This is a genomic window from Streptomyces sp. NPDC002513, from assembly GCF_053595355.1.
In genome coordinates this window covers 22,487-47,424 of sequence record NZ_JBSFXK010000009.1, presented here as the reverse complement: position 1 = coordinate 47,424, position 24,938 = coordinate 22,487, and the positions used below count along the sequence as shown (strand labels likewise).

The window sequence follows — 24,938 nt, the reverse complement described above, 5'->3', positions numbered from 1 at the left end:
CCTTCGCGGGCGCTCGCACCCGGGCGGCAGTGCCGCATATCGGTCGCCCCGGTCCGAGCCGCGCCCCGATCGGGGCGCGGCTCCCGGGTCATGACGAGCTGTCCAGCCGCTGGCCCCGCAGCAGGAACCACGCCGCCACCGCCGTGGCGAGCAGGACCGCCGCGCCCACGCCCGTCGCCAGCCGCAGGCCCTCGACGAAGGTCTCACGGGCCGATGACAGCAGCGCCTCGCCGGTGCCCGCGGGCAGGTGCCGCGCCGCCTCGACCGCACCGCCCAGCGATTCACGGGCCGCGGCCGGGGTGCCCGCCGGGGCGGTGAAGTCGCGGTAGACGCCGGTCACGATCGAGCCGAGCACGGCGATACCGAGGGCCGCGCCGAGTTCGTACGCCGTCTCGGAGACCGCCGAGGCGGCTCCCGCCTGCTCCCGGGGCACGCTGGAGAGGATCACCTCCGCCGTCACGGTGAACGACAGTCCCGCGCCCACGCCCACCACCAGCAGTGCGGCCCCGATCGGGGGATAGCCGGTGGCGCGGTCGAGCAGGGTGAGCGCGGCCAGCGCCAGCCCCACCGCGGCGAGCCCGCCGGAGACGACCCCGCGCACGGAGAAGCGCCGGGCCGCCGCGCCCGCGACGAGACCCGCCGCCACCGCGCCGACGGCGGCGGGCAGTTCGGCGAGACCCGCCTCGAAGGGCCGCCTGCCCTGCACCAGTTGCAGATACTGCGAGAGGAAGAAGACCAGCCCGGCCATGCCGAGGACGGTCAGCAGGTCGGCGAGGACCGCGCCGCTGAAGCCGCGGCGGCGAAACAGCCGCATGTCCAGCAGCGGTACCGGAAGCGTGAGCTGGCGGCGTACGAAGCCGGCGAGCGCGGCGGCGCCGAGGACACCGATGGCCGCGTCCGGCCAGGTGAACCCGTGCGCGGCGGCCTGCTTGACCGCGTACACGACGCCGACCATGCCGATGAGCGACAGCACGACGCTGATCAGGTCCCAGGGGCCGGGGTTGGGGTTGCGGGACTCGGGCAGCGTGCGGATGCCGACGAGGACGAGGACCACCATCACGGGCACGTTGATGAGGAAGACCGAACCCCACCAGAAGTGTTCGAGCAGGAAGCCGCCGACGATCGGGCCGATCGCCGTACCGGCCGAGGCGGTGGCGCCCCAGATCCCGACCGCGAGGCTGCGCTCGCGCGGGTCGTGGAAGATGTTGCGGATCAGGGCGAGCGTGGCGGGCATCAGGGTCGCGCCCGCGACGCCGAGCAGCGCCCGCGCGAGGATCATCGTCCCCGCCGTCGCCGCGTAGGCGTTGAGGACGGATACCAGGCCGAAGGCCGTGGCGCCGCCGAGCAGGATCCGCTTGCGGCCGATGCGGTCGCCGAGGCTGCCCATGGACACGAGCAGTCCGGCGATGACGAACGAGTAGACGTCCCCGATCCACAGCAACTGGGTGCCGGACGGCTCCAGGTCCTCGCTGATGTAGGGGGTCGCGAGGCCGAGAACGGTCGCGTCCACGGCCACCAGCAGCACGGCGAGCACGAGGACGGAGAGCGCGAGCCACCGGCCCGGTCGCCGCTCCGCCCGCGAGGCGAGCTCGGGCTGCAGGGTACTGGTCATGGTTCCTCTCTCCTGAGGGCGCCGCCGAGGAACAGCTCGACGATCATGTAGGTGAAGGCCTTGGGGGCCAGGCGGCCCTCCGCCACGGCCCAGGCGCCGGAGGCCAGCAGGCCGTACAGCGCGTCGGTGAGCCAGTCCGGGGTGAGGTCGATGCGGAATGCGCCGCTCGTCTGGCCGCGCCGGAACAGCGCGGCCAGGCGGGCGTCGATCCGGGCCCAGCCCGCGTTCTGCTCCTCGCCCTCGTAGAGCTGGTTCTCGCTGTAGAGGAAGGCGAGCAGGGCCGCGGCGGGCTCGATCCGCGTCACGAACCGGCGCAGGGCCTCCTGGGCCGAGCCCTCGTCGAGCCGCGCGGCGTCCAGAGCCGCCTCGCACTCCTCGATGCCGAGCGTCTCCATGGCTCGTACGAGGGCGTCACGCCCGGCGAAGTGGCGGTGCAGCGTGGCCCTGCTGATCCCGGCGGCCTTGGCGACCTCGTCCATGGTGGCGGTGGACTTCCGGGTGAGCAGGGCGGCTGCGCTGCGCAGCACGTGGTCACGATCGACAGCCATGAGACAACCATAGCGCACATGAGACATTCTTGTCTCACAAGCGGCATGCGTGTCTCAGACCCTCGCGTTCGGCGGAAGAATCAGTGCCAGGGCAGCTGCCCGCGCCGCTCCCAGTACGCGCGCGGCTCCTCGGCGAGAGCCGACAGCCGGGCGAGCAGGCCCGCGTCGAGGTCGACGGCGGCGGCGTGCAGGTTGGAGGCGAGCTGCGCCGTGGTGGCGGCCCCGGAGAGAACGACACCGGCCCAGGGCTTGCACAGGATCGCCGCCAGGGCGACCGCGTCGGAGCCGAGCGACGTCTGCGCGGCCACGGCCTTCAGCGCCTCGGGCGCGTACGGATCCGCCAGCCGGCCGTTGGCCAAGCCCTCCTTGACGATCACCGTGAGGCCGGCGTCGTGGGCCTCGGCGAGGGCGGGGGCGGCCGAGGTCTCCAGGAGGTTGTACGTGGACTGGACGGTACGGAAGAGGGGCTCCCCGTCGACGGTCACGGCGAGCGCGGCGCGGATCGCGTCGGCCTGTGCCGGGCCGCTGGTGGAGAACCCGGTCGTCAGGCCCTCCGCGGCGGCCTGGGCGAGCTTCGCGTGGAGTTCCTTGTCGGTGAGTGCCGGGCTGTCGGGCGTCACCGAGTGGATCTGGTAGAGGTCGAGCCGGTCGCCGAGCAGGGCGTCGGTCTCGGCGCGCTGCCGCTCGTACGCGGCGGCGCTGTGGTCCTTGACCTCATGGCGCTCGGCGTCGACGGTCCAGTTCGCGGTGTAGGTGTAGCCCCATTTGCTGCCGACGACGACGTCGTCGATCTCGGGGTGCGCGTCGAGCCAGCCGGCGAGGAACTCCTCGGCGCGGCCGTAGGAGCGGGCCGCGTCGACGTAGCGGACGCCCTGGGCGTAGGCCGCGTCCAGCAGCTCATGGGTACGGGCGCGCAGGGCCTCCACGCTGCGGACGGGCGGGAGGTCCCGCTCACGGCCCAGGGTGATGTAGCCGGGGCGCCCGACGGCGGCCAGGCCCAGGCCGAGGTGGCAGGTGGGCGTGGTGGCCAGGGCCAGTCGCGCCAAGGACATGCGGGCTCCCGTTGGTCGGCTCCTTGCGGTTCGAAACAACGTAACCCGCGCCGCCCCTGCCCGTACGACCTACTTCTTCCGCTTCGCGGTGGCCCACGCGTGCTGCGCCGCCAGGTTCGCCTTCACCTCGGCGAGCTGGACCGCGACCGCCTCGGGTGCCGTGCCGCCGCGTCCGTTGCGGGAGGCGAGGGCACCGGGGACGTCGAGGACGGTGCGGACCTCGGGGGTGAGGTGGGCGCTGATCTTGGCGAACTGTTCGTCCGTCAGCTCGTCCAGCTCCTTGCCCTCGGCCTCCGCGGCCTTGACGCACTCGCCGGCGACCTCGTGCGCCACCCGGAAGGGCACACCCTGCTTGACCAGCCACTCGGCGATGTCGGTGGCGAGGGAGAAGCCGGCCGGGGCCAGCTCTTCCATGCGCTCGCGGTGCACGGTCAGCGTGGCCATCATGCCGGTGAAGGCGGGGAGCAGGACCTCCAGTTGGTCGATGGAGTCGAAGACCGGCTCCTTGTCCTCCTGGAGGTCGCGGTTGTACGCGAGCGGCAGGGCCTTGAGGGTGGCGAGCAGGCCCGTCAGATTGCCGATCAGACGGCCGCTCTTGCCGCGTGCCAGCTCCGCGATGTCCGGGTTCTTCTTCTGCGGCATGATCGAGGAGCCGGTGGAGAAGGCGTCGTGGAGGGTGACGAAGGAGAACTCCTTCGTGTTCCAGATGATGACCTCCTCGGCGATCCGGGAGAGGTTCACGCCGATCATCGCGGTGACGAAGGCGAACTCGGCGACGAAGTCACGCGAGGCCGTGCCGTCGATGGAGTTGGCCACGCTGCCGTGCTCGAAGCCGAGGTCCCTGGCGACCGCCTCCGGGTCGAGACCGAGGCTGCTGCCCGCGAGGGCGCCCGAGCCGTAGGGGGAGACGGCCGTGCGCTCGTCCCACTGGCGCAGCCGCTCGGCGTCCCGGGACAGCGCCTGGACGTGCGCGAGCACATGGTGGGCGAAGAGCACCGGCTGGGCGTGCTGCAAATGGGTGCGACCGGGCATCGCCACGTCCGGGTGCGCCTTGGCGAGCCCGACCAGGGCGTCCTGGAGGTCGGCGATCAGCCCGCCGATGACGCGGGCGTGGTCGCGCAGGTACATCCGGAAGAGGGTGGCGACCTGGTCGTTGCGGGAGCGGCCCGCGCGCAGCTTGCCGCCGAGGTCGGGGCCGAGGCGTTCGAGGAGGCCGCGTTCCAGGGCGGTGTGGACGTCCTCGTCGGCGAGGGTGCCCGTGAAGTCGCCCGAGGCCACGTCGGCTTCGAGCCGGTCCAGGCCGCGGGTCATCCGGGTGAGTTCATCGTCGGTGAGGAGCCCCGCCCGGTGCAGCACGCGTGCGTGGGCGCGGGAACCGGCGATGTCGTACGGCGCGAGCCGCCAGTCGAAGTGGACGGACGCGGACAGCCTGGCCAGGGCCTCGGCGGGACCGTCGGCGAACCGGCCGCCCCAGAGCCGTACGTCACCGCTGTTGCTGCTCACTGCGTTGCTCCTCAATGGTCTTGATGTGCCACCGCCTCCTCACCTTGGCAGGTGAGGAGGCGGCTGTCAGGCCGATGCGTGCGAGGTGACCCGTGGGGGTTACGCGAGGTCCCGCTTGGCGGCGATCTTCGACGACAGGCTGTAGATGTCGATGAAGCCCTTGGCCGCGGACTGGTCGAAGGTGTCGCCGGTGTCGTAGGTCGCGAGGTCGAAGTCGTACAGCGACTCCTGGGAGCGCCGGCCGGTGACGACCGCGCGGCCGCCGTGCAGGGTCATGCGGATGTCGCCGGAGACATGCTGGTTGGCCTCGTCGATGAAGCCGTCCAGGGCGCGCTTGAGCGGCGAGAACCACTGGCCGTCGTAGACCAGTTCGCCCCAGCGCTGCTCGACCTGCCGCTTGTAGCGGGCGAGTTCGCGCTCGACGGTGACGTTCTCCAGCTCCTGGTGGGCGGTGATCAGGGCGATCGCGCCCGGAGCCTCGTACACCTCGCGGGACTTGATGCCGACCAGCCGGTCCTCGACCATGTCGATCCGGCCGATGCCCTGGGCGCCGGCCCGCTCGTTGAGCTGCTGGACGGCCTGGAGGACGGTGACGGGCTTGCCGTCGACGGCGACCGGGACGCCCTCCTTGAAGGTGATGATCACCTCGTCGGCGTCACGGGGCTCGGCCGGGTTGGAGGTGTACTCGTAGATGTCCTCGATCGGGGAGTTCCAGATGTCCTCGAGGAAGCCGGTCTCGATGGCCCGGCCGAAGACGTTCTGGTCGATGGAGTACGGGGACTTCTTGGTGGTCGCGATCGGCAGGCCCTTGGCCTCGGAGAAGGCGATGGCCTTGTCGCGGGTCATCGCGTAGTCGCGGACCGGGGCGATGCACTTGAGGCCGGGGGCGAGGGCGACGATGCCGGCCTCGAAGCGGACCTGGTCGTTGCCCTTGCCGGTGCAGCCGTGGGCGACCGTGGTGGCGCCGTGCTTCTTGGCGGCGGCGACGAGGTGCTTGACGATCGTCGGCCGGGACAGGGCGGAGACCAGCGGGTAGCGGTCCATGTAGAGGGCGTTGGCCTTGATCGCCGGGAGGCAGTACTCGTCGGCGAACTCGTCCTTGGCGTCGGCGACCTCGGCCTCGACGGCACCGCAGGCGAGCGCGCGCTTGCGGATGACGTCCAGGTCCTCGCCGCCCTGGCCGACGTCCACGGCGACGGCGATGACCTCGGCCCCGGTCTCCTCCGCGATCCAGCCGATGGCGACGGAGGTGTCCAGACCGCCTGAGTAGGCGAGTACGACGCGCTCGGTCACGGGTTTCTCCCTCACAGTGCATTCGCTGATATGCATGAGTATGCAGGCTCCCGCATGATTCGTCAATCTCATCGGCGGCGTGGCGGGCGATTCCGCTCGACGGGAAGACATCCCGGAGAACGGGGAAGGGTCAATTCCTTAGACAGGCGAAAGACTTTTCCCGGATAATCGGCGGCATGGGAAAGAGCTACGCACGCATAGACGGCAGGCTGCGGTCGTTCATCGAGGCACAGCCCCTGTTCTTCACCGCCACCGCTCCCCTGGGGGCCCACGGCACGGTCAACCTCTCCCCCAAGGGGCTCACCGGGTCGTTCGCCGTCGTCGACGACCGCACCGTGGCCTACCTCGACTTCGCCGGGTCCAACGCCGAGACCATCGCCCATCTGCGGGAGAACGGCCGGATCACCCTGATGTGGTGCGCCTTCCAGGGCCCGCCCACCATCGTGCGGGTGCACGGCCGCGGGGAGCCGGTGTTCCGCGACGACCCGCGCTTCGGGGACCTCCTCGCGCACTTCCCGGACATCGACCCGGCCCCGCACGGTCTGCGCGCGGTCATCGTCGTGACGGCCGAGCACATCCGGGACACCTGTGGCTACGCGGTCCCCTTCATGGCGTACGAGGAGGACCGCGATCTGCACGCCCAGCGCTTCGCACGCGAGGACGACGCGTCCCTCGATGCGTACTTCCGAAGGAAAGACCACGTCGAAACCAGCCTCGACGGCCTGCCGGGACTGCCGTTGCCCCTGCCACCGTCTACGTTCTGAAGCCATGCGCTCCGGTGTCGTCGCCGCCCTCGTCTCCCTTGCTCTCCTCCCGCTGCTGGGTGCCGCGCCGCATCCCGTCGGGGAGGTCCCCCTGCCCCGGCGGATGGCGGACACCGGCGGCGGCACCCAGCTGATCACCGCGGAGGCTCCCACGACCGCCGCGGCCTCGGGCACGCTCACCTGGTGGGACCGCCGGGGCGGGCAGTGGGTGAAAGCCGGTTCGGCGGCCGCGCGGTTCGGCGCGCGGGGTCTCGTCGAGGGCGGCTCGCGCACGCAGGGCACCAGCACGACCCCGACGGGGCTGTACGACCTGCCGTTCGCGTTCGGCATCGCGGCCGCGCCCCCGGGGACGAAGGCACCGTACCGCCGGGTGCGCCAGGACTCCTGGTGGTGCCAGGACAACGACTCGCGCTCCTACAACCGCTGGACGGAGCCCCTCCCGGCCGACTGCCGGGCCTCGGAGTCGGAGCACCTCGCCGCCTACGACCCGCAGTACTCCCACGCCCTGGTCATCGGCTTCAACTACCACGCCCCGGTGCACGGCCGCGGGGCGGGCATCTTCCTGCACGTCAACGGCAAGGCCGCGACGGAGGGCTGTGTGTCGGTCCCCTTGGAGGCGATGCGGACGATCCTGGCCTGGGCGGACCCCGCGCGGGCGCCGCACATCGCGATCGGCACGACGAGCGGGACCACCGCGCTCACCCGCTACTGACCCCGGCCCGGCGGCCGGGCACCCCCGCGGTCACCCGGCACCGGCCCCGCCGGCCGGCAGCCGCACGGTGAACGCCGTCGCGCCGGGGCGGCTGTCCAGCTCCACCGTGCCGCCGTGCGCCTCCGTCACCGCCGCCACGATCGACAGGCCCAGCCCCGCGCCGCCGCCGTGCCGGCCGGGGCGGCGGCGGTGATCGGCCCGGGTGAAGCGTTCGAAGACGCCCGAGCGGAGGTCGCCCGGCACTCCGGGACCGTCGTCGTGGACCGTGAGGACGGCCTCCGGGCCCTCGGTCGCCAGCGAGACGAGCACCGTGGTGCCGGCCGGGGTGTGCACACGCGCGTTGCTCAGCAGATTGGCCAGTACCTGCTGGAGCCGGTGGGTGTCACCGGTCACCGTGACCGGCTCCTCGGGCAACTCCATCGTCCAGCGGTGGTCCGGGCCCGCGGCCCGCGCGTCCGTGACCGCGTCGAGGACCAGGCGGGTGAGGTCGACGGGACGGCGCTCCAGCGGGCGGCCCGCGTCCAGCCGGGCCAGCAGCAGCAGATCGTCGACCATCTCGCCCATCCGCGCCGACTCGGCGGCGATCCGCTCCAGTGCCCGGTGCACCTCGGGCGGGACCGGGCCCGGGTGCAGCAGCGCCAGCTCGGCGTGACCGCGCACCGAGGCGACCGGCGTGCGCAGCTCGTGACTGGCGTCGGCGGCGAAGCTGCGCAGCCGCTCCTCGCTCGCGTGCCGTTTGGTCAGCGCGTCCTCGACATGGCCGAGCATGCGGTTGAAGGCGGTGGCGACCCGGCCCACCTCGCTGCGCGGATCGCTCTCGGGGGCGCGCGGCGGCAGAGCGACCTCACCGCTGGCGAGCGGCAGCTCGCTGACCCGGGCGGCGGTGTCGGCGACCCGGCTGAGCGGCCGCAGGGACCAGCGCACCCAGACGGCGCCCGCGACACCGGTGACCGCGAGGGCCATGCCGAAGACGACGGCGGCGACGCTTTCCAGCCGGTGCACCGCCGCCTGCACCGGTTCCAGCGGCAGCCCGGTGAGCAGGACGTCGCCGTCCCGGCCGGCCGTCGCCAGCACGCGGTAGCCGCCGAGGGACGACAGACGGACGCTGTGGCCCCTGCCGTCCGTGGGGACCGCCGCGAGCGTGTGCTCGTCCCGGGCACTGAGCGGGGCGCGCAGATCGGTGCTCTCGTCGCCGGGGGGCACCACCGCCGCGTGGGTGACGGCGTCGCCGACCAGCCGGGCGCCGAAGGTGCCGGCGGACTGCTTGCGGGTGTCACCGTATTCGTCGCCGTCGTGGTCCGACGGTGTGACGCCGTGTTCGAGGCTCGCCGGGAACCGGGGGCCGGCATCGCGGAGCTGCTGGTCCAGCCGCCCGGTGAGGAAGCCGTCCAGCTCGACCACGGCGGCCACCCCGACGGCGGCGCAGCTGAGCGCGAGCAGCACGACGAGCCCGGCGGTGAGCCGGGCCCGCAGGGTGCGCGGCCGGGGCAGGCGCCACGCCCGCCGTGTCCCCGCCGTCCGCAGCGCCCTCACCGGACCACCGGCTTGAGCACGTAGCCGGCCCCGCGCACGGTGTGGATCATCGGCTCGCGGCCGGCGTCCACCTTCTTGCGCAGATACGAGATGTACAGCTCGACGACATGGGCCTGGCCGCCGAAGTCGTAGGACCACACCCGGTCCAGGATCTGCGCCTTGCTGAGCACGCGCCGTGGATTGCGCATCAGGAGGCGCAGCAGTTCGAACTCCGTGGGGGACAGCTCGATCAGCTCACCGGCCCGGGTCACCTCGCGGGCCTCCTCGTCCATGACCAGGTCGCCGACGGTCAGCCGGGGGCCTTCGTCGAGCTGCCGGGCCATGCCGGCGCGGCGCAGCAGTCCGCGCAGCCGGGCGACGACCTCTTCCAGGCTGAACGGTTTGGTCACGTAGTCGTCGCCGCCCGCGGTGATGCCTGCGATGCGGTCCTCGACGGCGTCCCGCGCCGTGAGGAACAGCACACAGACGTCCGGCTGCACACCGTGCAGGGAGCGCAGCACCGCGAAGCCGTCGGTGTCCGGCAGCATCACGTCCAGGACGACGGCGTCGGGCATGAAGGCGCGGGCCTCGGCGACGGCCGTGGCCCCGTCGCCGGCCGTGCGCACGTCCCAGCCCTCGTAGCGCAGGGCCCCGGACAGCACCTCGGCGAGGTCGGGGTCGTCGTCGACGACCAGGACGCGCACGGGTGTGCCGTCGGGGCGGGAGAGGGCGGAGCGGCCGGACAGGGGTGTGTTCATCGCACCACCAGGATCGCCCCTCCCCTGGGCGTCCGGTGCCGCGGGGGCCTCTGAGTTCCCTGTGAGTGCCCGGCGCTCCCTGTGAGTGCCAGGCGCCCCAGCCCTGGGTGACCTGCGCACCGCCCCCGCCGGCGGCGCCCTCTCAGGGCGCGCTCATGTTCTTCAGAGCGACCTCAGAGGTTTTCCCCGCATAGTTGCGTCCTCGACGCCCGAAAGGAACCTCTATGACCACGGTGTACCAGCAGCAGGCGCCGCCCGTGCCGCCGCTCGTCCGGCGCTCCCCGGCACCCTGGCTGCTGGCCGCTCTGTGGGCGGGGGCGGCCGCCGTGCTCGCCCTGTGGTGGCAGCACACCGGATCGGTGGTGGGCCCGGCCGGCTGGCTCACCGGGGCGGGGCGGATCGCCGGGTTGCTGTGCGGGTACGCCTGCGCGGTGCTCGTCGGCCTGATGGCCCGGGTGCCGCTGCTGGAGCGGCGGATCGGCTCGGACCGGGTGGCGCGCTGGCACGCCATGGCCGGGCGGTACACGGTCTGTCTCCTTCTCGCGCACATCGTGCTGATCCTGACCGGGTACGCGGCCCAGGACCGGACCTCGCTCGTGCACGAGACGACCACCGTCGTCTTCGACTACCCGGAGATGATCAAGGCCACCCTCGGCACGATCATCCTGTTCGCCGTCGGCATCACCTCGGCGCGGGCCGTCCGCCGCAAGGTCCGCCACGAGTTCTGGTACTACGTGCATCTGCTGACGTACGCGGCGGTCTTCCTCGCCTTCGGCCACCAGCTCGCGCTGGGCGCGGAGTTCCTCGGAAACCCGGTCGCGCAGAGCGCCTGGTACGTGCTCTACCTGGGCGTCGCCGCCTTGGTGGTGTGGTTCCGGATCCTCACCCCGGTGCGGCTGAACCTACGCCACCGGCTGCGGGTGGAGTCGGTGCACCAGGAGGCACCGGGTGTGTGGTCCGTCGTCATGCGCGGCCGGCGCCTGGACGAACTGGGCGCGGAGCCGGGGCAGTTCTTCCGCTGGCGGTTCCTCACCGACGGCCTGCGCTGGACGTCCACGCCGTACTCGCTCTCGGCACCGCCCCACCGCAGCCAGTTGCGCATCACCGTCAAGGCGCTCGGGGACCACAGCACGTCGGTGGCCCTGCTGCGGCCGGGCACCCGGGTGTGGGCGGAGGGCCCGTACGGGTCACTGACCGCCGACCGGCGGACCACCGGCCGGTCCCTGCTGATCGCGGGCGGCGTCGGGATCACCCCGCTGCGCGCTCTGTTCGAGACGCTGCCGGGCGAGGTGACGCTGCTGTACCGGGCGCGCTCGGCGGAGGACCTGGCACTCGGCGCCGAGCTGGAGGCCATAGCCCGCTGGCGCGGCGCCAAGGTGCTGTACGCCCTCAACGGCGAGGACGGTGCGCGGCCCCGCCTCACGCCCGGCGCGCTGCACGGCGCGGTGCCCGAACTGGCCGACCACGACGTGTATCTGTGCGGCCCGGCCCAGTTCGCCGAGGACATGTACGAGGCGCTGCGGGCGGCCGGGGTCCCCGACCACCGAATCCACCACGAGTCGTTCGAGCTGTGAGGCCGTCATGCACGCGTTGAGGAAGAAGAGCCCGCTGCGCCGGATCGTGCTGGCGAGCGCCGCGACCGTCTCCGGGATGGTGCTGCTGCTGTCGATGAAGCCGCACTCGTCGCCCGGCATCGCCGTGGCCGCGCCGGCGCCGTCGAGCAGCGCGGGCACGCCGGCCGGGTCCGGGGGGTCGAGCGGGTCCAGCGGCTCGAACGGGTCCGGCGGGTCCGGCGGGTCCAGCGGCTCGAACGGGTCCAGCGGCTCGAGCGGATCGGCCACGACCGGCACCAAGACCGTCACCGGCGCCTCCGTCCAGACCGCCTACGGGCCCGTCCAGGTCCGGATCACCGTGACGAACGGCAAGCTCACCGACGCCACGGCGGTCACCTACCCGCAGGGCAGCCCGAGGGACCAGGAGATCAACAGCTACGCCGTCCCGCAGCTGAACCGGGAGGTGCTGACGGCGCAGAGCGCGAACATCGACACCGTCTCCGGCGCCACTTACACGAGCCAGGGTTACCAGCAGTCCCTCCAGTCGGCGCTGGACTCCGTGAAGGGCTGAACGCATGGCGGCTCCACCACGTACCTCTGGGCCAAGGGGGCCACTGGCCTCACCCGTCCCATGGAGGAACACGGAGGAGACCGTGTCCACGATCGCCGGTGGCCGCGCCGCCCGGCGCCAGACGATGCGCGCCATCCGCCCACGCCGCTCCCCCGCCGTCCCGCTGCTGCTCGCCGTCTGGGCGGGCGCGGCGGGCGTCATCTGGCTGTGGTGGATGAACACGCCGTCCATCGCCGACAACAACAGCAGAATCCTCAACGCGGGGCGGATCACCGGCCTGCTCGCCGGCTATCTGATGGCCCTCGTGGTGCTCCAGATGGCCCGGGTGCCGGCGCTGGAGCGCCGGGTCGGCTCCGACCGGGTCGCCCGCTGGCACGCCATGACCGGCCGCTACACCATCTGCCTGGTCCTCGCCCACCTCTTCCTGACCATGTGGGGCTACGCCCTGCAGAGCGGCAAGGGGCTGGGCGGGATCGTCCAGCAGACCATCGACTCGGTCAACCGACTGCCGGACGTGGGCAAGGCCGCCATCGGCACGGGTCTGCTGGTGCTCATCGGCCTCATCTCGATCGGCCCGGTCCGTCGCAGGATCTCCTACGACCTCTGGTACCACGTCCATCTGCTCACCTACGCGGCCACGTATCTGTCGTTCTGGCACCAGCTCTCGACCGGCAACGAGTTCGCCGCCCAGCCGGAGGCCAGGACCGCCTGGTACGCCCTCTACGGCTCGGTGACCGCGCTGGTGATCTGGTTCCGGGTCCTCGCCCCGGTCCGGCTGAACATGCGCCACCGGCTGCGGGTCGAGGCGGTCATCGAGGAGGCGCCCGGCATCGTCTCGGTGCTGATGACGGGCCGGAGGCTGCACCGGATGGGCGCGGAGGCCGGGCAGTTCTTCCGCTGGCGCTTCCTCGCGCCCGGGATGCGCTTCAGTTCGCACCCGTACTCGCTGTCGGCGGCGCCCCGCCCCCATATGCTCCGTATCACGGTGAAGGCGATCGGCGACCACAGCTCCGCGCTGCGGGACCTCACGCCCGGCACCCGGGTGTGGGCGGAGGGACCCTACGGGGCGCTGACGGCGGACCGGCGCAGCCGCGGCAAGGTGCTGCTGGTGGCCGGCGGGGTCGGCATCACGCCGATGCGGGCACTGTTCGAGACGCTGCCGGGCGCGCCCGGCGACCTGACCCTCCTCTACCGGGCGAACACCACCCAGGACCTGGCTCTGTGGGACGAGCTGGCGCAGATCGCCGAGGAGCGCGGCGCCCGGCTGATGTACGCGGTCAACAGCCCGGAGGGGGAGCGTCCGGACATCTCGGCGGACACCCTGCGCCGGAAGCTGCCGGACATCGACCGCCACGACGTCTTCCTGTGCGGACCGCCCGGCTTCGCGCAGCAGGTGTACGAGGCAGTGCGCGGCGCGGGGGTTCCCGCCCGCCGCATCCATCACGAGTCGTTCGAGATGTGAGCGACGTGCCTGAAGTGGGAGCGATGAGAAAGAGCCACCCCGTACGGCGTGCCGTGCTCGTCGGCGCCGCCACCGTGTCCGGGATCGTACTGCTGCTGTCCCTGAAGCCGGCCTCGAATCCCGCCTCGGCCCAGGCGGGCGGTGCCGCACCGCAGCGGACGGCCGCGGCCCAGGCGGCGCCGCAGGGCGGCGGCGGACAGCGGCCGGGCACGCGGCCGGGCACGCGGACAGTCACCGGTGACGTCGCCAGGACACAGTACGGCCCCGTCCAAGTCCGCCTGACCGTGAGCGGTGGGAAGATCACCAGGGCCGAGGCCGTCCAGGCGCCCGAGGGCGGGCTCAGCGACCAGAAGACCGCCATGTCCGTACCCAAGCTCAACCAGGAGGCGGTGAGTGCACAGAGTGCGACCATCGACGCGGTCTCCGGCGCGACCTATACCAGCACCGGGTACAGGCAGTCCCTGCAGTCGGCCCTGGACAAGGCCGGTGGCTGAGTGGTGGGGCAGGTGACCGATCCCGCCGGGGCACCGCCCGTGCTGCGCCACGCGGAGGAGGTGATGGGCACCGTCGTCTCCTTCGATGTGCGCGGTGGCGAGCCCGAGGCGGTGCGCACCGCGCTGGAGGAGGCGATCGCCGGACTCCACCGGGTGGACGAGGTGTTCAGCACCTACCGGGAGCACAGCCAGATCGCGCGGCTCGCCCGTGGTGAGGTGACCCTCGAGGAGTGCGACCCGGAGGTCGCCGAGGTGCTCGCGCTCGGTGCCGAGGCGGAGCGGCTCAGCGACGGCTGGTTCAGCACGCGCTACGCGGGACGGACCGACCCGACCGGGATCGTCAAGGGCTGGGCGGTCGAGCGGGCGGCCCGGCTGCTGGCGGCGGCCGGGGCGAGCGGAGTGAGTGTCAACGGCGGCGGGGACGTGCAGCTGTACGGGATTCCCGGGCCGGACCGCCCCTGGCGGGTCGGTGTGGCGGATCCGCTGCGTCCCGGCGGGCTCGCCGCGGTGGTCTCCGCGGCCGGCGCCGGCGAACTGGCCGTGGCCACCTCCGGGACCGCGGAGCGCGGCGCGCACATCGTGGACCCGCGCACCGGGCGTTCGGCGGTGACCGACCTCGTCGCCGTGACCGTGGTGGCTCCTCGGCTGACGTGGGCCGACTGCTGGGCGACGGCCGCGTTCGCCATGGGCTCGCGGGAAGGGCTGGCCTGGCTGGAGTCGCTGCCGGACGTGGAAGCGCTGCTGATCACGGCGGGCGACGAGGTGCGGTGCACGGACGGGCTGGCGGCCCGGCTGGGCTGACCGCGCACGAGGAGGGCGCACCGGCCGCGGTGCGCCCTCCTCGTGTGTCCCGGTCCGGGTGGGCCGGCTCAGTGCCCGGTCTGCGCCAGCCTCAGCAAGTGGTCCGCCAGCGCCTGGCCCCCGGTCGGGTCCCGGCTGATCAGCAGCAGGGTGTCGTCACCCGCGATGGTGCCGAGGATGTCGTGCAGTTCCGCCTGGTCGATGGCCGAGGCCAGGAACTGTGCCGCACCCGGCGGGGTGCGCAGGACCACGAGGTTGGCGGACGCCTCCGCGGAGATCAGCAGCTCCTGGGACAGGCGCCGCATCCGCTCCTCCTTGGCCGACCCGCCGAGCGGTGCGCGCGGGGTGCGGAAGCCGCCCTCGCTCGGGACCGCGTAGATGAGGTCGCCGTCGGTGTTGCGGATCTTCACCGCGTTCAGCTCGTCCAGGTCCCGGGAGAGCGTCGCCTGGGTGACGTTCAGCCCGTCGTCGGCGAGGAGTTTCGCCAACTGGCTCTGGGAGCGCACCGGTTGCCGGTTGAGGATGTCCACGATCCGGCGGTGGCGCGCGGTGCGGGTCTGCGGCACGGCTGGTCCCGTGTGCTCATGGTCCTGCGCCTGGGTCATCGTCGTCTCATTCTCCGGATCGTCCGTCCCCGTTCACTGCGTCGAGGATGCCGGGAAACGCCCGGAGGAGCGCCGCCACATCGTCATCGCCGAGGTTCAGCGGCGGCATCAGCCGTACGACGTTCGGGGCGGGCGCGTTCACCAGGAAGCCGGCGTCCTGAGCCGCCTGCTGCGCCTGCTGTGCGAGCGGCTCGCTGAGCACGATACCCAGGAGCAGGCCCGCACCCCGGACATGGTCGATCAGCGGGTGCCCCAGCGACTCGATTCCCTCCCGCAGTCGCTCGCTCTGCCGCTTGACGTTCTCCAGCAGGCCGTCGGCCTCGATGGTGTCGAGAACGGCGAGCCCGGCGGCGCAGGCGACGGGGTTGCCGCCGAAGGTCGTGCCGTGCTGGCCCGGCTGGAGCAGTTCGGCGGCGCGGCCGAAGGCGACGGTGGCGCCGAGCGGCAGTCCGCCGCCGAGGGCCTTGGCGAGCGTGACCACATCCGGCAGGACGCCCTCGTGGGCCTGGTACTCGAACCAGTGTCCGGTGCGGCCGATGCCGGTCTGCACCTCGTCGAGCACGAGCAGCGCCCCGGTGGCGGCGGTGATCGCCCGGGCCGCCTTGAGGTAGCCGACGGGCGGGACGACGACCCCGTTCTCGCCCTGGACGGGCTCGATGATCACGAGGGCGGTGTCCTCGGTGACCGCGGCGGCCAGCGCCTGGGCGTCACCGTAGGGGACGTGGGTGACCTCGCCGGGCAGCGGCCGGAACGGCTCCTGCTTGCCGGGCTGGCCGGTGAGCGCGAGGGCGCCCATGGTGCGGCCGTGGAAGCCGCCGTGGGTGGCGACCATATGGGTGCGCCCGGTCAGCCGGCCGATCTTGAAGGCGCCCTCGTTGGCCTCGGCGCCGGAGTTGCAGAAGAACACCTTGCCGTCCCGGCCGAAGAGCTGGAGCAGCCGTTCGGCGAGGGCGACGGGCGGTTCGGCGATGAAGAGGTTGGAGACATGGCCGAGGGAGGCGATCTGCCGGCCGACCGCCTCGACGACCGCGGGGTGGGCGTGGCCGAGCGCGTTGACCGCGATGCCGCCGACGAAGTCGAGGTACTCCCTGCCGTCGGCGTCCCACAGCCGGGTGCCCTCACCGCGGACCAGGGGCAGCCTCGGGGTGCCGTAGTTGTTCATGAGCGCGCCCCGCCACCGCCGGGTCAGCTCCTGGCTGGCGGAGTGCGCGTCGCCTGCGGAGTCGGCGGCGGCATCGGTCGTACCGGTCATGCGGAGGCCCCCTGAGTGAAATCGTCGGGCACGACCATGGTGCCGATGCCCGAGTCGGTGAAGATCTCCAGCAGGATCGAGTGCTGGACCCGGCCGTCGAGGACGCGGGCGGTGGTGACGCCGTTGCGCACGGCGAACAGGCAGCCCTCCATCTTCGGGACCATGCCGGAGGACAGCTCCGGCAGCAGCTTCTCCAGCTGGGAGGCGGTGAGGCGGCTGATCACCTCGTCGGAGTCGGGCCAGTCCTCGTAGAGTCCCTCGACATCCGTGAGGACCATGAGGGTTTCGGCGCCCAGTGCCGCAGCGAGTGCCGCAGCCGCCGTATCAGCATTGACGTTGTAGACATGTCCGTCGTCCTGACTGCGGGCGATCGAGGAGACGACCGGGATGCGGCCGTCGGCGAGCAGCGCCTCGATCGCGCCCGTGTCGATCGCGGTGATCTCGCCGACCCGTCCGATGTCGACCAACTCGCCGTCGATCTCGGGCCGGTGCTTGGTGGCGGTGATGGTGTGCGCGTCCTCGCCGGTGAGGCCGACGGCGAACGGGCCGTGCTGGTTGAGCAGCCCCACCAGCTCGCGCTGCACCTGGCCGGCCAGCACCATGCGCACCACGTCCATGGCGTCCTCGCTGGTGACCCTGAGGCCCGCCTTGAACTCGCTCGGGATGCCGTACCGGTCGAGGGCCTCGCTGATCTGGGGGCCGCCGCCGTGCACGACGACGGGCTTGAGGCCGGCGTGCCGCAGGAACACGACGTCCTGGGCGAAGGCGGCCTTCAGCTCGTCGTCCACCATGGCGTTCCCGCCGAACTTGATGACGACGGTCTTGCCGTGGTGACGGGTCAGCCAGGGCAGCGCCTCGATGAGGATCTGGGCCTTGGGCAGGGCGGTGTGCTTGCGCGTCGTTCCGGTGCTCATGAGGAGTAGGCGCTGTTCTCGTGGACGTAGTCGGCGGTCAGGTCGTTGGTCCAGATGGTGGCGGTCTCGGTACCGGCGGCGAGGTCGGCGACGATGTGCACCTCGCGGTAGCGCATGTCGACCAGCTCGCGGTCCTCGCCCATGGAGCCGTTCTTGCAGACCCAGACGCCGTTGATGGCGACGTTGAGCTGGTCGGGCTCGAAGGCGGCCCGGGTGGTGCCGATCGCCGACAGGACGCGGCCCCAGTTGGGGTCCTCGCCGTTGATCGCGCACTTGAGGAGGTTGTTGCGGGCGATGGAGCGGCCCACCTCCACGGCGTCCTCCTCGGTCGCGGCGCCCACGACCTCGACCTTGATGTCCTTGCTGGCGCCCTCGGCGTCACCGATGAGCTGGCGGCCCAGGTCGGCACAGACCTCCCGGACGGCCTCGGCGAACTCCTCGTACCCGGGAGTGACACGCGAGGCCCCGGAGGCGAGCAACAGGACGGTGTCGTTGGTGGACATGCAGCCGTCGGAGTCGACCCGGTCGAAGGTGACCTTGGTGGCGGCGCGCAGGGACCGGTCCAGGGTCTCCTGGTCGACGTCGGCGTCCGTGGTGAGGACGACGAGCATGGTGGCGAGGCCGGGCGCGAGCATGCCGGCGCCCTTGGCCATGCCGCCCACGGTCCAGCCGTCCCCGGTCACCACCGAGGTCTTGTGCACGGTGTCGGTGGTCTTGATGGCGATGGCGGCCTTCTCGCCGCCGTGCTCGGACAGCTGGGCGGCGGCCGTGTCGATGCCCGGGAGCAGCTTGTCCATGGGGAGCAGGACGCCGATGAGTCCGGTGGAACAGACGGCGACCTCGATGGCGCCCCGGCCGAGGGCCTCGGCGGCCTTCTCGGCGGTCGCGTGGGTGTCCTGGAAGCCCTTCGGCCCGGTGCAGGCGTTGGCACCACCGGAGTTGAGGACGACCGCGGAGACCTGGCCCGACTTGAGGACCTGCTCGGACCAGAGCACCGGCGCGGCCTTCACACGGTTGGAGGTGAAGACGCCCGCGGCGGCGCGGCGGGGCCCGTTGTTGACCACGAGGGCCAGGTCCGGGGTGCCGTTCGCCTTGATCCCGGCGGCGACACCGGCCGCCGTGAACCCTTGTGCTGCCGTGACACTCACTGCATCTCCTTGGTGGCTTCTCCGCCCGTGCGGCACAGCGGTGCGGCCTTCTCCCCCAGCAGTGCCCCAAGGGCCTGGGCGGCGCTCCGGGTCTGCGGCCCGGCGGCTGCGTGTGCGGTGCTCACGGTGCGACTCCGATCGTGGAAAGCCCGGTGGTCTCGTCGAGCCCGAGGGCGATGTTCATGCTCTGGACGGCACCGCCCGCGGTGCCCTTGGTCAGATTGTCGATGGCGCTGATCGCGATGATGCGGTGCGCGGCGGCGTCGTACGCGACCTGCACCTGAACGGCGTTGGAACCGCAGACGGACGCGGTGGCGGGCCACTGTCCCTCGGGGAGCAGATGGACGAAGGGTTCGTCGGCGAGGGCCTTGGCGTAGGCGGCACGGAGGGTCTCGGCGGTGACGCCGGGCCCGGCCTTCGCGCTGCAGGTGGCCAGGATGCCGCGGGGCATGGGCGCGAGGGTGGGGGTGAAGGAGACGGTGACGGTCTCCCCGGCGGCCGCGCTGAGGTTCTGGATCATCTCGGGGGTGTGCCGGTGCAGGCCGCCGACGCTGTACGGGGACATCGATCCCATGACCTCGCTGCCGAGCAGGTGCGGCTTGGCCGTCTTGCCGGCGCCGGAGGTGCCCGAGGCGGCGACGATCACGGCCTCGTTCTCGGCGAGGCCCGCGGCGTACGCGGGGAAGAGCGCGAGCGAGACGGCGGTCGGGTAGCAGCCGGGCACCGCGATGCGCCGGGCCCCCTCCAGCGCGGTGCGGCCGCCGGGCAGTTCGGGAAGGCCGTAGGGCCAGGTGCCGGCGTGCGGCGTGCCGTAGAACCTCTCCCACTCGGCCGCGTCCGCCAGCCGGAAGTCGGCGCCCATGTCGATCACCAGCACCTCCGCCCCGAGCCGCTCGGCGACCGCGGCGGACTGCCCGTGGGGCAGGGCGAGGAAGACCACGTCGTGCCCGGCGAGAACCTCGGGGGCGGTCTCCTGGAGCACGCGGTCGGCGAGGGGCAGCAGATGTGGCTGCAGGGCGCCCAGCCGCTGGCCGACGCTGGAGTTCCCGGTCAGGGCGCCGATCTCGACCTCGGGATGGGCCAGGAGCAGACGCAGCAGCTCCCCTCCCGCGTATCCACTCGCTCCGGCGACCGCCGCACGTACCGTCATGGAACCTCCTCCTGGATGGCATGACTATACGTAGCTCTGCACGTTTATGCAATCCTGGAGATCGAGCCTCTCTTTCGATGGTGACGGCCGGAGCGCGTCACCGCAGCGGGGGACGCGCGGGAGCGGCTCCGCCCCCGGGAAGCATGATCGTGCGGGAGACGACGAAGGTCACGGGAATCGCCGCGGCGGAGGCGAGCAGCGGGGCGAACGCACTCCCGGCGTGGAGGACGTCGACGATCAGGCACACACCTGCCGTCGTGACCAGGAAATTGGTGGCATTCGTCAGGGGGAACAGCAGGAATTTCCGCCAGGTCGGCCGTGTCCGGTAAGTGAACCGCGCATTGATGAAAAAGGAACCGATCACACTCCCTGCGGGGTGGTGAAGGCGTGCCAGGCCAGGTGGGTCGGCGCCCACTGCAGGGACAGCGCCACCGCGACCACCAGCAGCGTCCACCCCGTGCGCACCCGCCCGGGCACCCCGCGGTGGAACGGCAGGGCGAGGGCGAGCAACAGCGCGGTGATGCCCACCGGGGCGAGTTCACCGTGCGGGACGCGGACCACTGGCGCACGGTGTGGCGCGTCGCCGGGCCCGCGAAGGACCTGGTGCTGACCACCGACTACACACGCGAGCGCCAGGTACCGCCCGGCCGCCCACGCGGAAGGTGAACGCGGCCGGCGGCTCGCCGCCGTGCGGCGTGGAGCGGGAGTCCGCGGGCCGGGCGTCCACCGCCGAGGGCTCCCGGTGGCACCCGGCCCACGGGATCAGGCGAGACCGAACCAGCCGAGGATCGTCTGGACGAGCAGGACGGTGGACATGGCGGCGACGCCGACGACCACGGCGGTCGCGGCGATGCGGTAGCGCGGGCTGTTGGCGGCCCGGCCGAGGACCGAGCGGCGGTTGGTCAGGACCAGCAGGTAGATCAGGACGATGGGGCTGATCAGGCCCTGCAGGACCTGGGTGCCGATGAGCAGCCGGATGACGTCGACCGGCGTCATCGCCACCGTCGCGCCCAGGACGATCTGGGCCGTGAACAGCCCCAGGAACAGCGGGGCGTCGCGGAAGCTGCGGGAGACGGAACGCTCCACGCCGGCGGCCTCTCCTATGGCGTAGCTGGCCGACAGCGGGACGACGGCTCCGGCCAGCGCGGAGGCGCCGATCAGGCCGAACGCGAAGAGGAGTTCGGCGTTCTGGCCGGCGACCGGCTTGAGGGCCTCGGCCGCCTGGGCGGCCGAGGCGAGCGGGCCGGTGCCGCCGATGGCGGAGGCGGTGGCGATGATGATGGTCAGGCTGATGAGGCAGGCGAAGACGGCACCGAGGACGGCGTCGGCGCGGATGAGGGGGTAGTCGGCGGGCTTGGCGCCCCGGTCGACGACGCCTGCGGCGGCGTAGAACTGCATGTAGGGGCTGACGGTCGTACCGATCAGGGCGACCGCGAGCAGGATGAAGCTCTTGTTCGGCTCGAGGTGCGGGACGACCAGGTGGTGGCCGACAGCTCCCCAGTCGGGATGGCCGAGGATCATCGCCACCGGGTAGGCGAAGAAGGCCAGCGACATGATCAGGAAGATGCGTTCGGCCCAGTGGTAGGAGCCGAACAGCACCAGCGCCCACAGGAGGATCGCGGCCGGCGGGATGACCGCCCACTTGGGGATGCCGAGGAGTTCGAAGGCGGCGCCGATGCCCGCGAACTCGCTGACGACCAGGCCCGTGTTGGCAAGCAGCAGACAGAAGACCGCGAGGGCGGTCAGACGGAGGCTGAACTGCTCGCGGATCAGGGCGCCGAGGCCCTTGCCGGTATGAGCGCCGAGGCGGACGGCCATCTCCTGCACCATCACCAGGGCGATGGTCACCAGCACCATGAAGAACAGGGTGCCGTAGGTGAATTGGGAGCCGGCCGAGGCGTACGTGGCGATGCCGGCGGCGTCGTTGCCGGCGTTCGCGGCGACCAGGCCGGGGCCCGCGACAGCCGCGATCATGGTGATGCGCCGCCAGCCGGTGCGGCGTGCGGGGGCGGGGGCCTGCGGTGCCGCGGTGGCGGTGTCGAGGTCGCGGGTCACTGCAGGATCCTCCGGAAGTGCAACCGCCCGCGTTCGGGCAGCATCGCGTCGAGCAGGTCGTCGGCCAGGATCCGGCCGATCGGGCGGTCGCTCACGTCGACCACCAGGAGTGAGGAGGCGCGGGCGGCGACCAGCTGGTCGGCGGCCTCTGCCAGGGACGTGTCGGCCTGGACGGTGTCCGGTGGGCCGAACTGCGCCCTCCACTCGGCCAGGTCGGCCATCACGGTCGTGTCCTCGGCCACCGCCAGGTCGAACAGCGCGATGTCGCCCAGCAGCCGGTCCTCGTCGTCCACGACGACGACCGCGTCGATCTCGGTTCGGTGCTCGGCCTGTTCGGCCAGCCGTCCCCGCACCTCGGCGACGGTCTCGTCCTGGCGGGCGGTGATCAGCAGTGTGGTCATGGCTCCGCCCGCGGTGCCCTCCCGGTGGGTCAGCAGTCGGCGCAGTTCCGCCGCCTCGCCCTTCGGTATCCGTGCCAGCAGGGCCTCGCGCTCCTCACGGGTGAGGTCGCGCAGGGCGTCGGTCGCTTCGTCGGGCTCCATCTCGTCGATCAGGCGGGCGGCGTGATCCGGCTGGGCCTCGCGCAGCAGGTTCTGCAGCTCGGCCGGTTCCATCTCCTCCAGCGCGTCGGCGGCCTGCTCCGGCCCCAGCCAGCCCAGCAACTGCTGGCGTTCGGTGCGGCCGAGGTCTTCGAGGATGTCGGCCAGGTCGGCGGGGCGCAGCCGGTGCAGCGCCGTCCGGGAGGCGCGCAGCCGCACCTCCGGCGGGCCCTCGGTGGCCTGTTCGGCGAAGGGGGCGACGGCCTGCCAGTCCAGGACCCGCTCCGGGGTCGGGCGGGCCTGCCAGCGGCGCGGGCCGAGGCGGCGCAGCAGGGTGGGCAGGGAGACGTCCACCCCGACCAGTACGACCTGATCCACCAGGGGCGCCAGGTACAGGTCGGCGGCCCGGGTGACCTGCACGCCGTCGACGTCGACGAGCTGGTGGTCGAGTACGTCCTTGGCCAGCAGGACCTCGCCCGGGCGGCGGACGAAGTCCCGCAGGTCGACGCGGGCGGTGCGCAGCCGTACCTGTCCGGCGTGCACCTTGCCGATGGCGTCGGCGGGCACGAAGGTAAGGCGCCGGCCGATGCGCAGGATCAGGCCGGTGACCGGCGGGTACGCGTCAGCCCCGTAGAGGCGGGCGACGACGTCGACGACGCGGCCGACCTCCTCGCCGGACTGGTTGGCGGCCGGGCCTCCGATCAGCCCGGCCAGGGAGACCAGCGAGGCGCGGACCGCCTTGGAGGCGGTGGCACGGCGCTCCAGATGGACGCGGCGGTCGCGCAGACGGGCCGAGGTGGACATGAACAGAGTGTGGGCAGCCAAGGTGAACACCTCCTTGCCCCGGTATGGCGGGGCTACGGGCGGCCCACAGCAGCACGCTTCCTCCCCGGGCCCGGCCACAAGACATTCCGCACACACACCGACTCACGGCCTGGCAGGCCGTGAGCTGGACGGGGATCAAGGAAGAGAAGGCTGCTCCGGGCCGCGGAAGGACGGCACGGACAACACGAAGAGGGGCCGACTATGGCCCGGACTACTGTCCATGTCGCCTCCTCCCGGTCACGGCCGCGCACAGAGATGTCGCGGTCCTGCGGCGAGGGGCAGCCGGAGCCGACTCGGCCCGGCGCACCCCAACTCGTCAGAGCTTTGGCACTCCACGGCGTGATCCCCCGCGGGGGAAGCCACCTGGGGTCACCCCTTGAGCCGGGGAGACCTGTCCTGATCCGGAGCGTCTCTCGACGGGTGGGATCAGTGGCCTGTGTCCGTGAAGACGCCTCACCGAACGAGGTGTCCGTTAAATCCGCGCCAAGAGTACGCCCGCCCGGACCGCCTTCCCAACCCATGACCGGCCCTTGACCTGCGCACTACGCGACGGAGACCGCCTCGGCCGTCTTCGTCTCCCCCGCCGCTGCCGCGAGGGCGCGGTTGCGGCGGACGGAGGACCAGAAGGAAGAGGCGATGAGGACGACTCCGACCAGACCGGTGATGATCTCGTTGATCTCGTACTGGATGGTGACCATGAGGATCACGGACAGCGCCCCGATCGCGTAGTGGGCGCCGTGCTCCAGGTACACGTAGTCGTCCAGGATGCCCTGGCGCACCAGGTAGACCGTCAGCGACCGCACATACACCGCGCCGATGCCGAGGCCGAGCGCCATCAGGACGATGTCGTTGGTGATGGCGAAGGCGCCGATCACGCCGTCGAAGGAGAACGACGCGTCCAGGACCTCCAGGTAGAGGAACATGAAGAACGCGGCCCGGCCGGCCAGGACGACCGCCGAGCGCCGCTTCCCGCTGCGGGTGGCCTCCTGTTCCCGCTCCTCGTCCCGCTCCAGCCTGTTCTCGAAGTGGCCGGACAGGCCGCCCACGACCAGGTACGTGATCAGGCCCGCGATGCCGGAGACCAGAACGGACTGTGCCTTGTCGACGTGGGCGCCGCCGTGCTGGTGGGCGTGCGTGGCGAAGGTGAAGGACGTGATCAGCAGGACGATCAGGGAGATGCAGACCGGCAGCATGTCGATCCTGCCGAGCTTGGCCAGCGGGCGCTCGATCCGGCGCAGCCACTGGATGTCCCGGTCCTCGAAGAGGAAGTCAAGGAAGATCATCAGCAGGAACATCCCGCCGAACGCGGCGATCGCCGGGTGGGCGTCGGTGACCAGCTGCTGGTACCGGTCCTTGTCGGTGAGCGCGAGGTGGACCGCGTCGTACGGGTTGAGCCCGGCGGTGACCGCGACGATGACGACGGGGAAGGCGAGCCGCATGCCGAAGACGGCGATAAGCACGCCGACCGTGAGGAAGATCTTCTGCCAGAAGGCGTCCATCTTCTTCAGGATTCCGGCGTTGACCACCGCGTTGTCGAACGACAACGAGATCTCCAGCACGGCCAGGATCGCCACGACACCGAACGCGGTCCAGCCGCTGTACAACACGCCTGCGGCCAGGCCGAGCGCGGTGACCGCGAACGCCCAGCGGAAGGTCTTCAGAATCACTGATCCCCTGTTCCTGTCGTGGCGCGGCCGTCAACGCCCCGCACCGTCATCGGCGTTGTGTACCACGGTCAGCGGTCGCCGGGATGTCCTGGCGGGAACGGGCCACGATCCACCCGTGCACGACCGCCCGGGGCAGACGCCCGCCGGC

The 24,938-nt window shown here is 71.9% G+C and carries 23 protein-coding genes, 3 pseudogenes and 1 riboswitch; of the genes and pseudogenes, 8 read left to right on the top strand and 18 right to left on the bottom strand.

What is annotated here, in order from left to right:
* Positions 1 to 88: 88 nt before the first annotated feature.
* From ACWD5Q_RS08975 to ACWD5Q_RS08955, 5 genes are all read right to left on the bottom strand, one after another.
* Positions 89 to 1,612 (bottom strand): MFS transporter, encoded by a 1,524-nt coding sequence (locus ACWD5Q_RS08975; protein ID WP_451426348.1) that lies wholly within the window; start codon positions 1,610 to 1,612, stop codon positions 89 to 91.
* Positions 1,609 to 2,160: a TetR/AcrR family transcriptional regulator gene (locus tag ACWD5Q_RS08970; protein ID WP_451426347.1), complete on the bottom strand. Its 552-nt coding sequence runs from the start codon at positions 2,158 to 2,160 to the stop codon at positions 1,609 to 1,611. Before ACWD5Q_RS08970 ends, ACWD5Q_RS08975 begins: the two co-directional genes overlap by 4 nt.
* An 80-nt stretch (positions 2,161 to 2,240) precedes the next feature.
* Entirely contained in the window at positions 2,241 to 3,212 is a 972-nt protein-coding gene (locus tag ACWD5Q_RS08965; protein WP_451426346.1) for an aldo/keto reductase, read from the bottom strand.
* A 69-nt stretch (positions 3,213 to 3,281) separates the two neighbouring features.
* A complete protein-coding gene (gene argH, locus ACWD5Q_RS08960; protein ID WP_451426345.1) occupies positions 3,282 to 4,715 on the bottom strand; it encodes an argininosuccinate lyase in 1,434 nt (477 codons plus the stop codon).
* Between the two features lie 99 nt (positions 4,716 to 4,814).
* A complete protein-coding gene (locus ACWD5Q_RS08955; RefSeq protein WP_451426344.1) occupies positions 4,815 to 6,008 on the bottom strand; it encodes an argininosuccinate synthase in 1,194 nt (397 codons plus the stop codon).
* Between the two features lie 176 nt (positions 6,009 to 6,184).
* Here ACWD5Q_RS08955 and ACWD5Q_RS08950 point away from each other — a divergent pair, with 176 nt between their 5' ends.
* Positions 6,185 to 6,772, top strand: coding sequence for a pyridoxamine 5'-phosphate oxidase family protein (locus ACWD5Q_RS08950; RefSeq protein ID WP_451426343.1), 588 nt, complete (start codon positions 6,185 to 6,187; stop codon positions 6,770 to 6,772).
* Positions 6,773 to 6,776: 4 nt separating this feature from the next.
* Complete coding sequence (locus ACWD5Q_RS08945) at positions 6,777 to 7,484, top strand: L,D-transpeptidase family protein (RefSeq protein WP_451426342.1); 708 nt, start codon at positions 6,777 to 6,779, stop codon at positions 7,482 to 7,484.
* Positions 7,485 to 7,514: 30 nt separating this feature from the next.
* On the opposite strand, the gene ACWD5Q_RS08940 is transcribed toward ACWD5Q_RS08945, so the two are convergent.
* Together ACWD5Q_RS08940 and ACWD5Q_RS08935 are read right to left on the bottom strand one after the other, a co-directional pair.
* On the bottom strand, positions 7,515 to 9,017 hold the full coding sequence (locus ACWD5Q_RS08940; RefSeq protein ID WP_451426341.1) for a sensor histidine kinase: 1,503 nt from the start codon (positions 9,015 to 9,017) through the stop codon (positions 7,515 to 7,517).
* Positions 9,014 to 9,754, bottom strand: coding sequence for a response regulator transcription factor (locus ACWD5Q_RS08935; protein WP_451426340.1), 741 nt, complete (start codon positions 9,752 to 9,754; stop codon positions 9,014 to 9,016). The genes ACWD5Q_RS08940 and ACWD5Q_RS08935 overlap by 4 nt, the downstream gene beginning before the upstream one ends.
* Positions 9,755 to 9,978: 224 nt before the next feature.
* Between ACWD5Q_RS08935 and ACWD5Q_RS08930 the strand changes: the two genes are divergently transcribed.
* From ACWD5Q_RS08930 to ACWD5Q_RS08910, 5 genes and pseudogenes are all read left to right on the top strand, one after another.
* Positions 9,979 to 11,328, top strand: a complete 1,350-nt coding sequence (locus ACWD5Q_RS08930; protein ID WP_451426339.1) for a ferredoxin reductase family protein — start codon at positions 9,979 to 9,981, stop codon at positions 11,326 to 11,328.
* A 7-nt stretch (positions 11,329 to 11,335) separates the two neighbouring features.
* Positions 11,336 to 11,878, top strand: a complete 543-nt coding sequence (locus ACWD5Q_RS08925; protein WP_451426338.1) for an FMN-binding protein — start codon at positions 11,336 to 11,338, stop codon at positions 11,876 to 11,878.
* 124 nt (positions 11,879 to 12,002) lie between these two features.
* On the top strand, positions 12,003 to 13,340 hold the full coding sequence (locus ACWD5Q_RS08920) for a ferredoxin reductase family protein (protein ID WP_451426444.1): 1,338 nt from the start codon (positions 12,003 to 12,005) through the stop codon (positions 13,338 to 13,340).
* Between the two features lie 23 nt (positions 13,341 to 13,363).
* Positions 13,364 to 13,822, top strand: a pseudogene (locus tag ACWD5Q_RS08915) (FMN-binding protein); the annotation flags it as partial.
* Between the two features lie 24 nt (positions 13,823 to 13,846).
* Positions 13,847 to 14,635 (top strand): FAD:protein FMN transferase, encoded by a 789-nt coding sequence (locus ACWD5Q_RS08910; RefSeq protein WP_451426337.1) that lies wholly within the window; start codon positions 13,847 to 13,849, stop codon positions 14,633 to 14,635.
* 68 nt (positions 14,636 to 14,703) lie between these two features.
* Here ACWD5Q_RS08910 and ACWD5Q_RS08905 read toward each other — a convergent pair whose 3' ends face one another.
* From ACWD5Q_RS08905 to ACWD5Q_RS08870, 8 genes and pseudogenes are all read right to left on the bottom strand, one after another.
* A complete protein-coding gene (locus ACWD5Q_RS08905) occupies positions 14,704 to 15,240 on the bottom strand; it encodes an arginine repressor (RefSeq protein WP_402427421.1) in 537 nt (178 codons plus the stop codon).
* A gap of 7 nt (positions 15,241 to 15,247) precedes the next feature.
* A complete protein-coding gene (locus ACWD5Q_RS08900; protein ID WP_451426336.1) occupies positions 15,248 to 16,492 on the bottom strand; it encodes an acetylornithine transaminase in 1,245 nt (414 codons plus the stop codon).
* Positions 16,489 to 17,406, bottom strand: coding sequence for an acetylglutamate kinase (argB, locus tag ACWD5Q_RS08895; protein ID WP_451426335.1), 918 nt, complete (start codon positions 17,404 to 17,406; stop codon positions 16,489 to 16,491). Before argB ends, ACWD5Q_RS08900 begins: the two co-directional genes overlap by 4 nt.
* A complete protein-coding gene (gene argJ / locus ACWD5Q_RS08890) occupies positions 17,403 to 18,554 on the bottom strand; it encodes a bifunctional glutamate N-acetyltransferase/amino-acid acetyltransferase ArgJ (protein WP_451426334.1) in 1,152 nt (383 codons plus the stop codon). Before argJ ends, argB begins: the two co-directional genes overlap by 4 nt.
* A complete protein-coding gene (locus tag ACWD5Q_RS08885) occupies positions 18,551 to 18,679 on the bottom strand; it encodes a hypothetical protein (RefSeq protein ID WP_451426333.1) in 129 nt (42 codons plus the stop codon). Before ACWD5Q_RS08885 ends, argJ begins: the two co-directional genes overlap by 4 nt.
* Complete coding sequence (gene argC, locus ACWD5Q_RS08880; RefSeq protein WP_451426332.1) at positions 18,676 to 19,704, bottom strand: N-acetyl-gamma-glutamyl-phosphate reductase; 1,029 nt, start codon at positions 19,702 to 19,704, stop codon at positions 18,676 to 18,678. Before argC ends, ACWD5Q_RS08885 begins: the two co-directional genes overlap by 4 nt.
* Before the next feature lie 97 nt (positions 19,705 to 19,801).
* Positions 19,802 to 20,071: pseudogene (locus tag ACWD5Q_RS08875) on the bottom strand (GtrA family protein); the annotation flags it as partial.
* Positions 20,065 to 20,265, bottom strand: coding sequence for a hypothetical protein (locus ACWD5Q_RS08870; protein WP_451426453.1), 201 nt, complete (start codon positions 20,263 to 20,265; stop codon positions 20,065 to 20,067). The gene ACWD5Q_RS08870 and the pseudogene ACWD5Q_RS08875, both read right to left, overlap by 7 nt.
* On the opposite strand from ACWD5Q_RS08870, the pseudogene ACWD5Q_RS08865 reads away from it, so the two are divergent.
* A pseudogene (locus ACWD5Q_RS08865) lies at positions 20,224 to 20,370 on the top strand (DUF6314 family protein); the annotation flags it as partial. The gene ACWD5Q_RS08870 and the pseudogene ACWD5Q_RS08865 overlap by 42 nt on opposite strands.
* Positions 20,371 to 20,466: 96 nt before the next feature.
* Here ACWD5Q_RS08865 and ACWD5Q_RS08860 read toward each other — a convergent pair.
* From ACWD5Q_RS08860 to ACWD5Q_RS08850, 3 genes are all read right to left on the bottom strand, one after another.
* Complete coding sequence (locus ACWD5Q_RS08860; RefSeq protein WP_451426331.1) at positions 20,467 to 21,759, bottom strand: NRAMP family divalent metal transporter; 1,293 nt, start codon at positions 21,757 to 21,759, stop codon at positions 20,467 to 20,469.
* Positions 21,756 to 23,132, bottom strand: coding sequence for a magnesium transporter MgtE N-terminal domain-containing protein (locus ACWD5Q_RS08855; RefSeq protein ID WP_451426330.1), 1,377 nt, complete (start codon positions 23,130 to 23,132; stop codon positions 21,756 to 21,758). Before ACWD5Q_RS08855 ends, ACWD5Q_RS08860 begins: the two co-directional genes overlap by 4 nt.
* Positions 23,133 to 23,423: 291 nt before the next feature.
* Positions 23,424 to 23,595, bottom strand: a riboswitch (M-box (ykoK) riboswitch).
* 70 nt (positions 23,596 to 23,665) lie between these two features.
* On the bottom strand, positions 23,666 to 24,790 hold the full coding sequence (locus ACWD5Q_RS08850; RefSeq protein ID WP_451426329.1) for a DUF475 domain-containing protein: 1,125 nt from the start codon (positions 24,788 to 24,790) through the stop codon (positions 23,666 to 23,668).
* Positions 24,791 to 24,938: the final 148 nt, after the last annotated feature.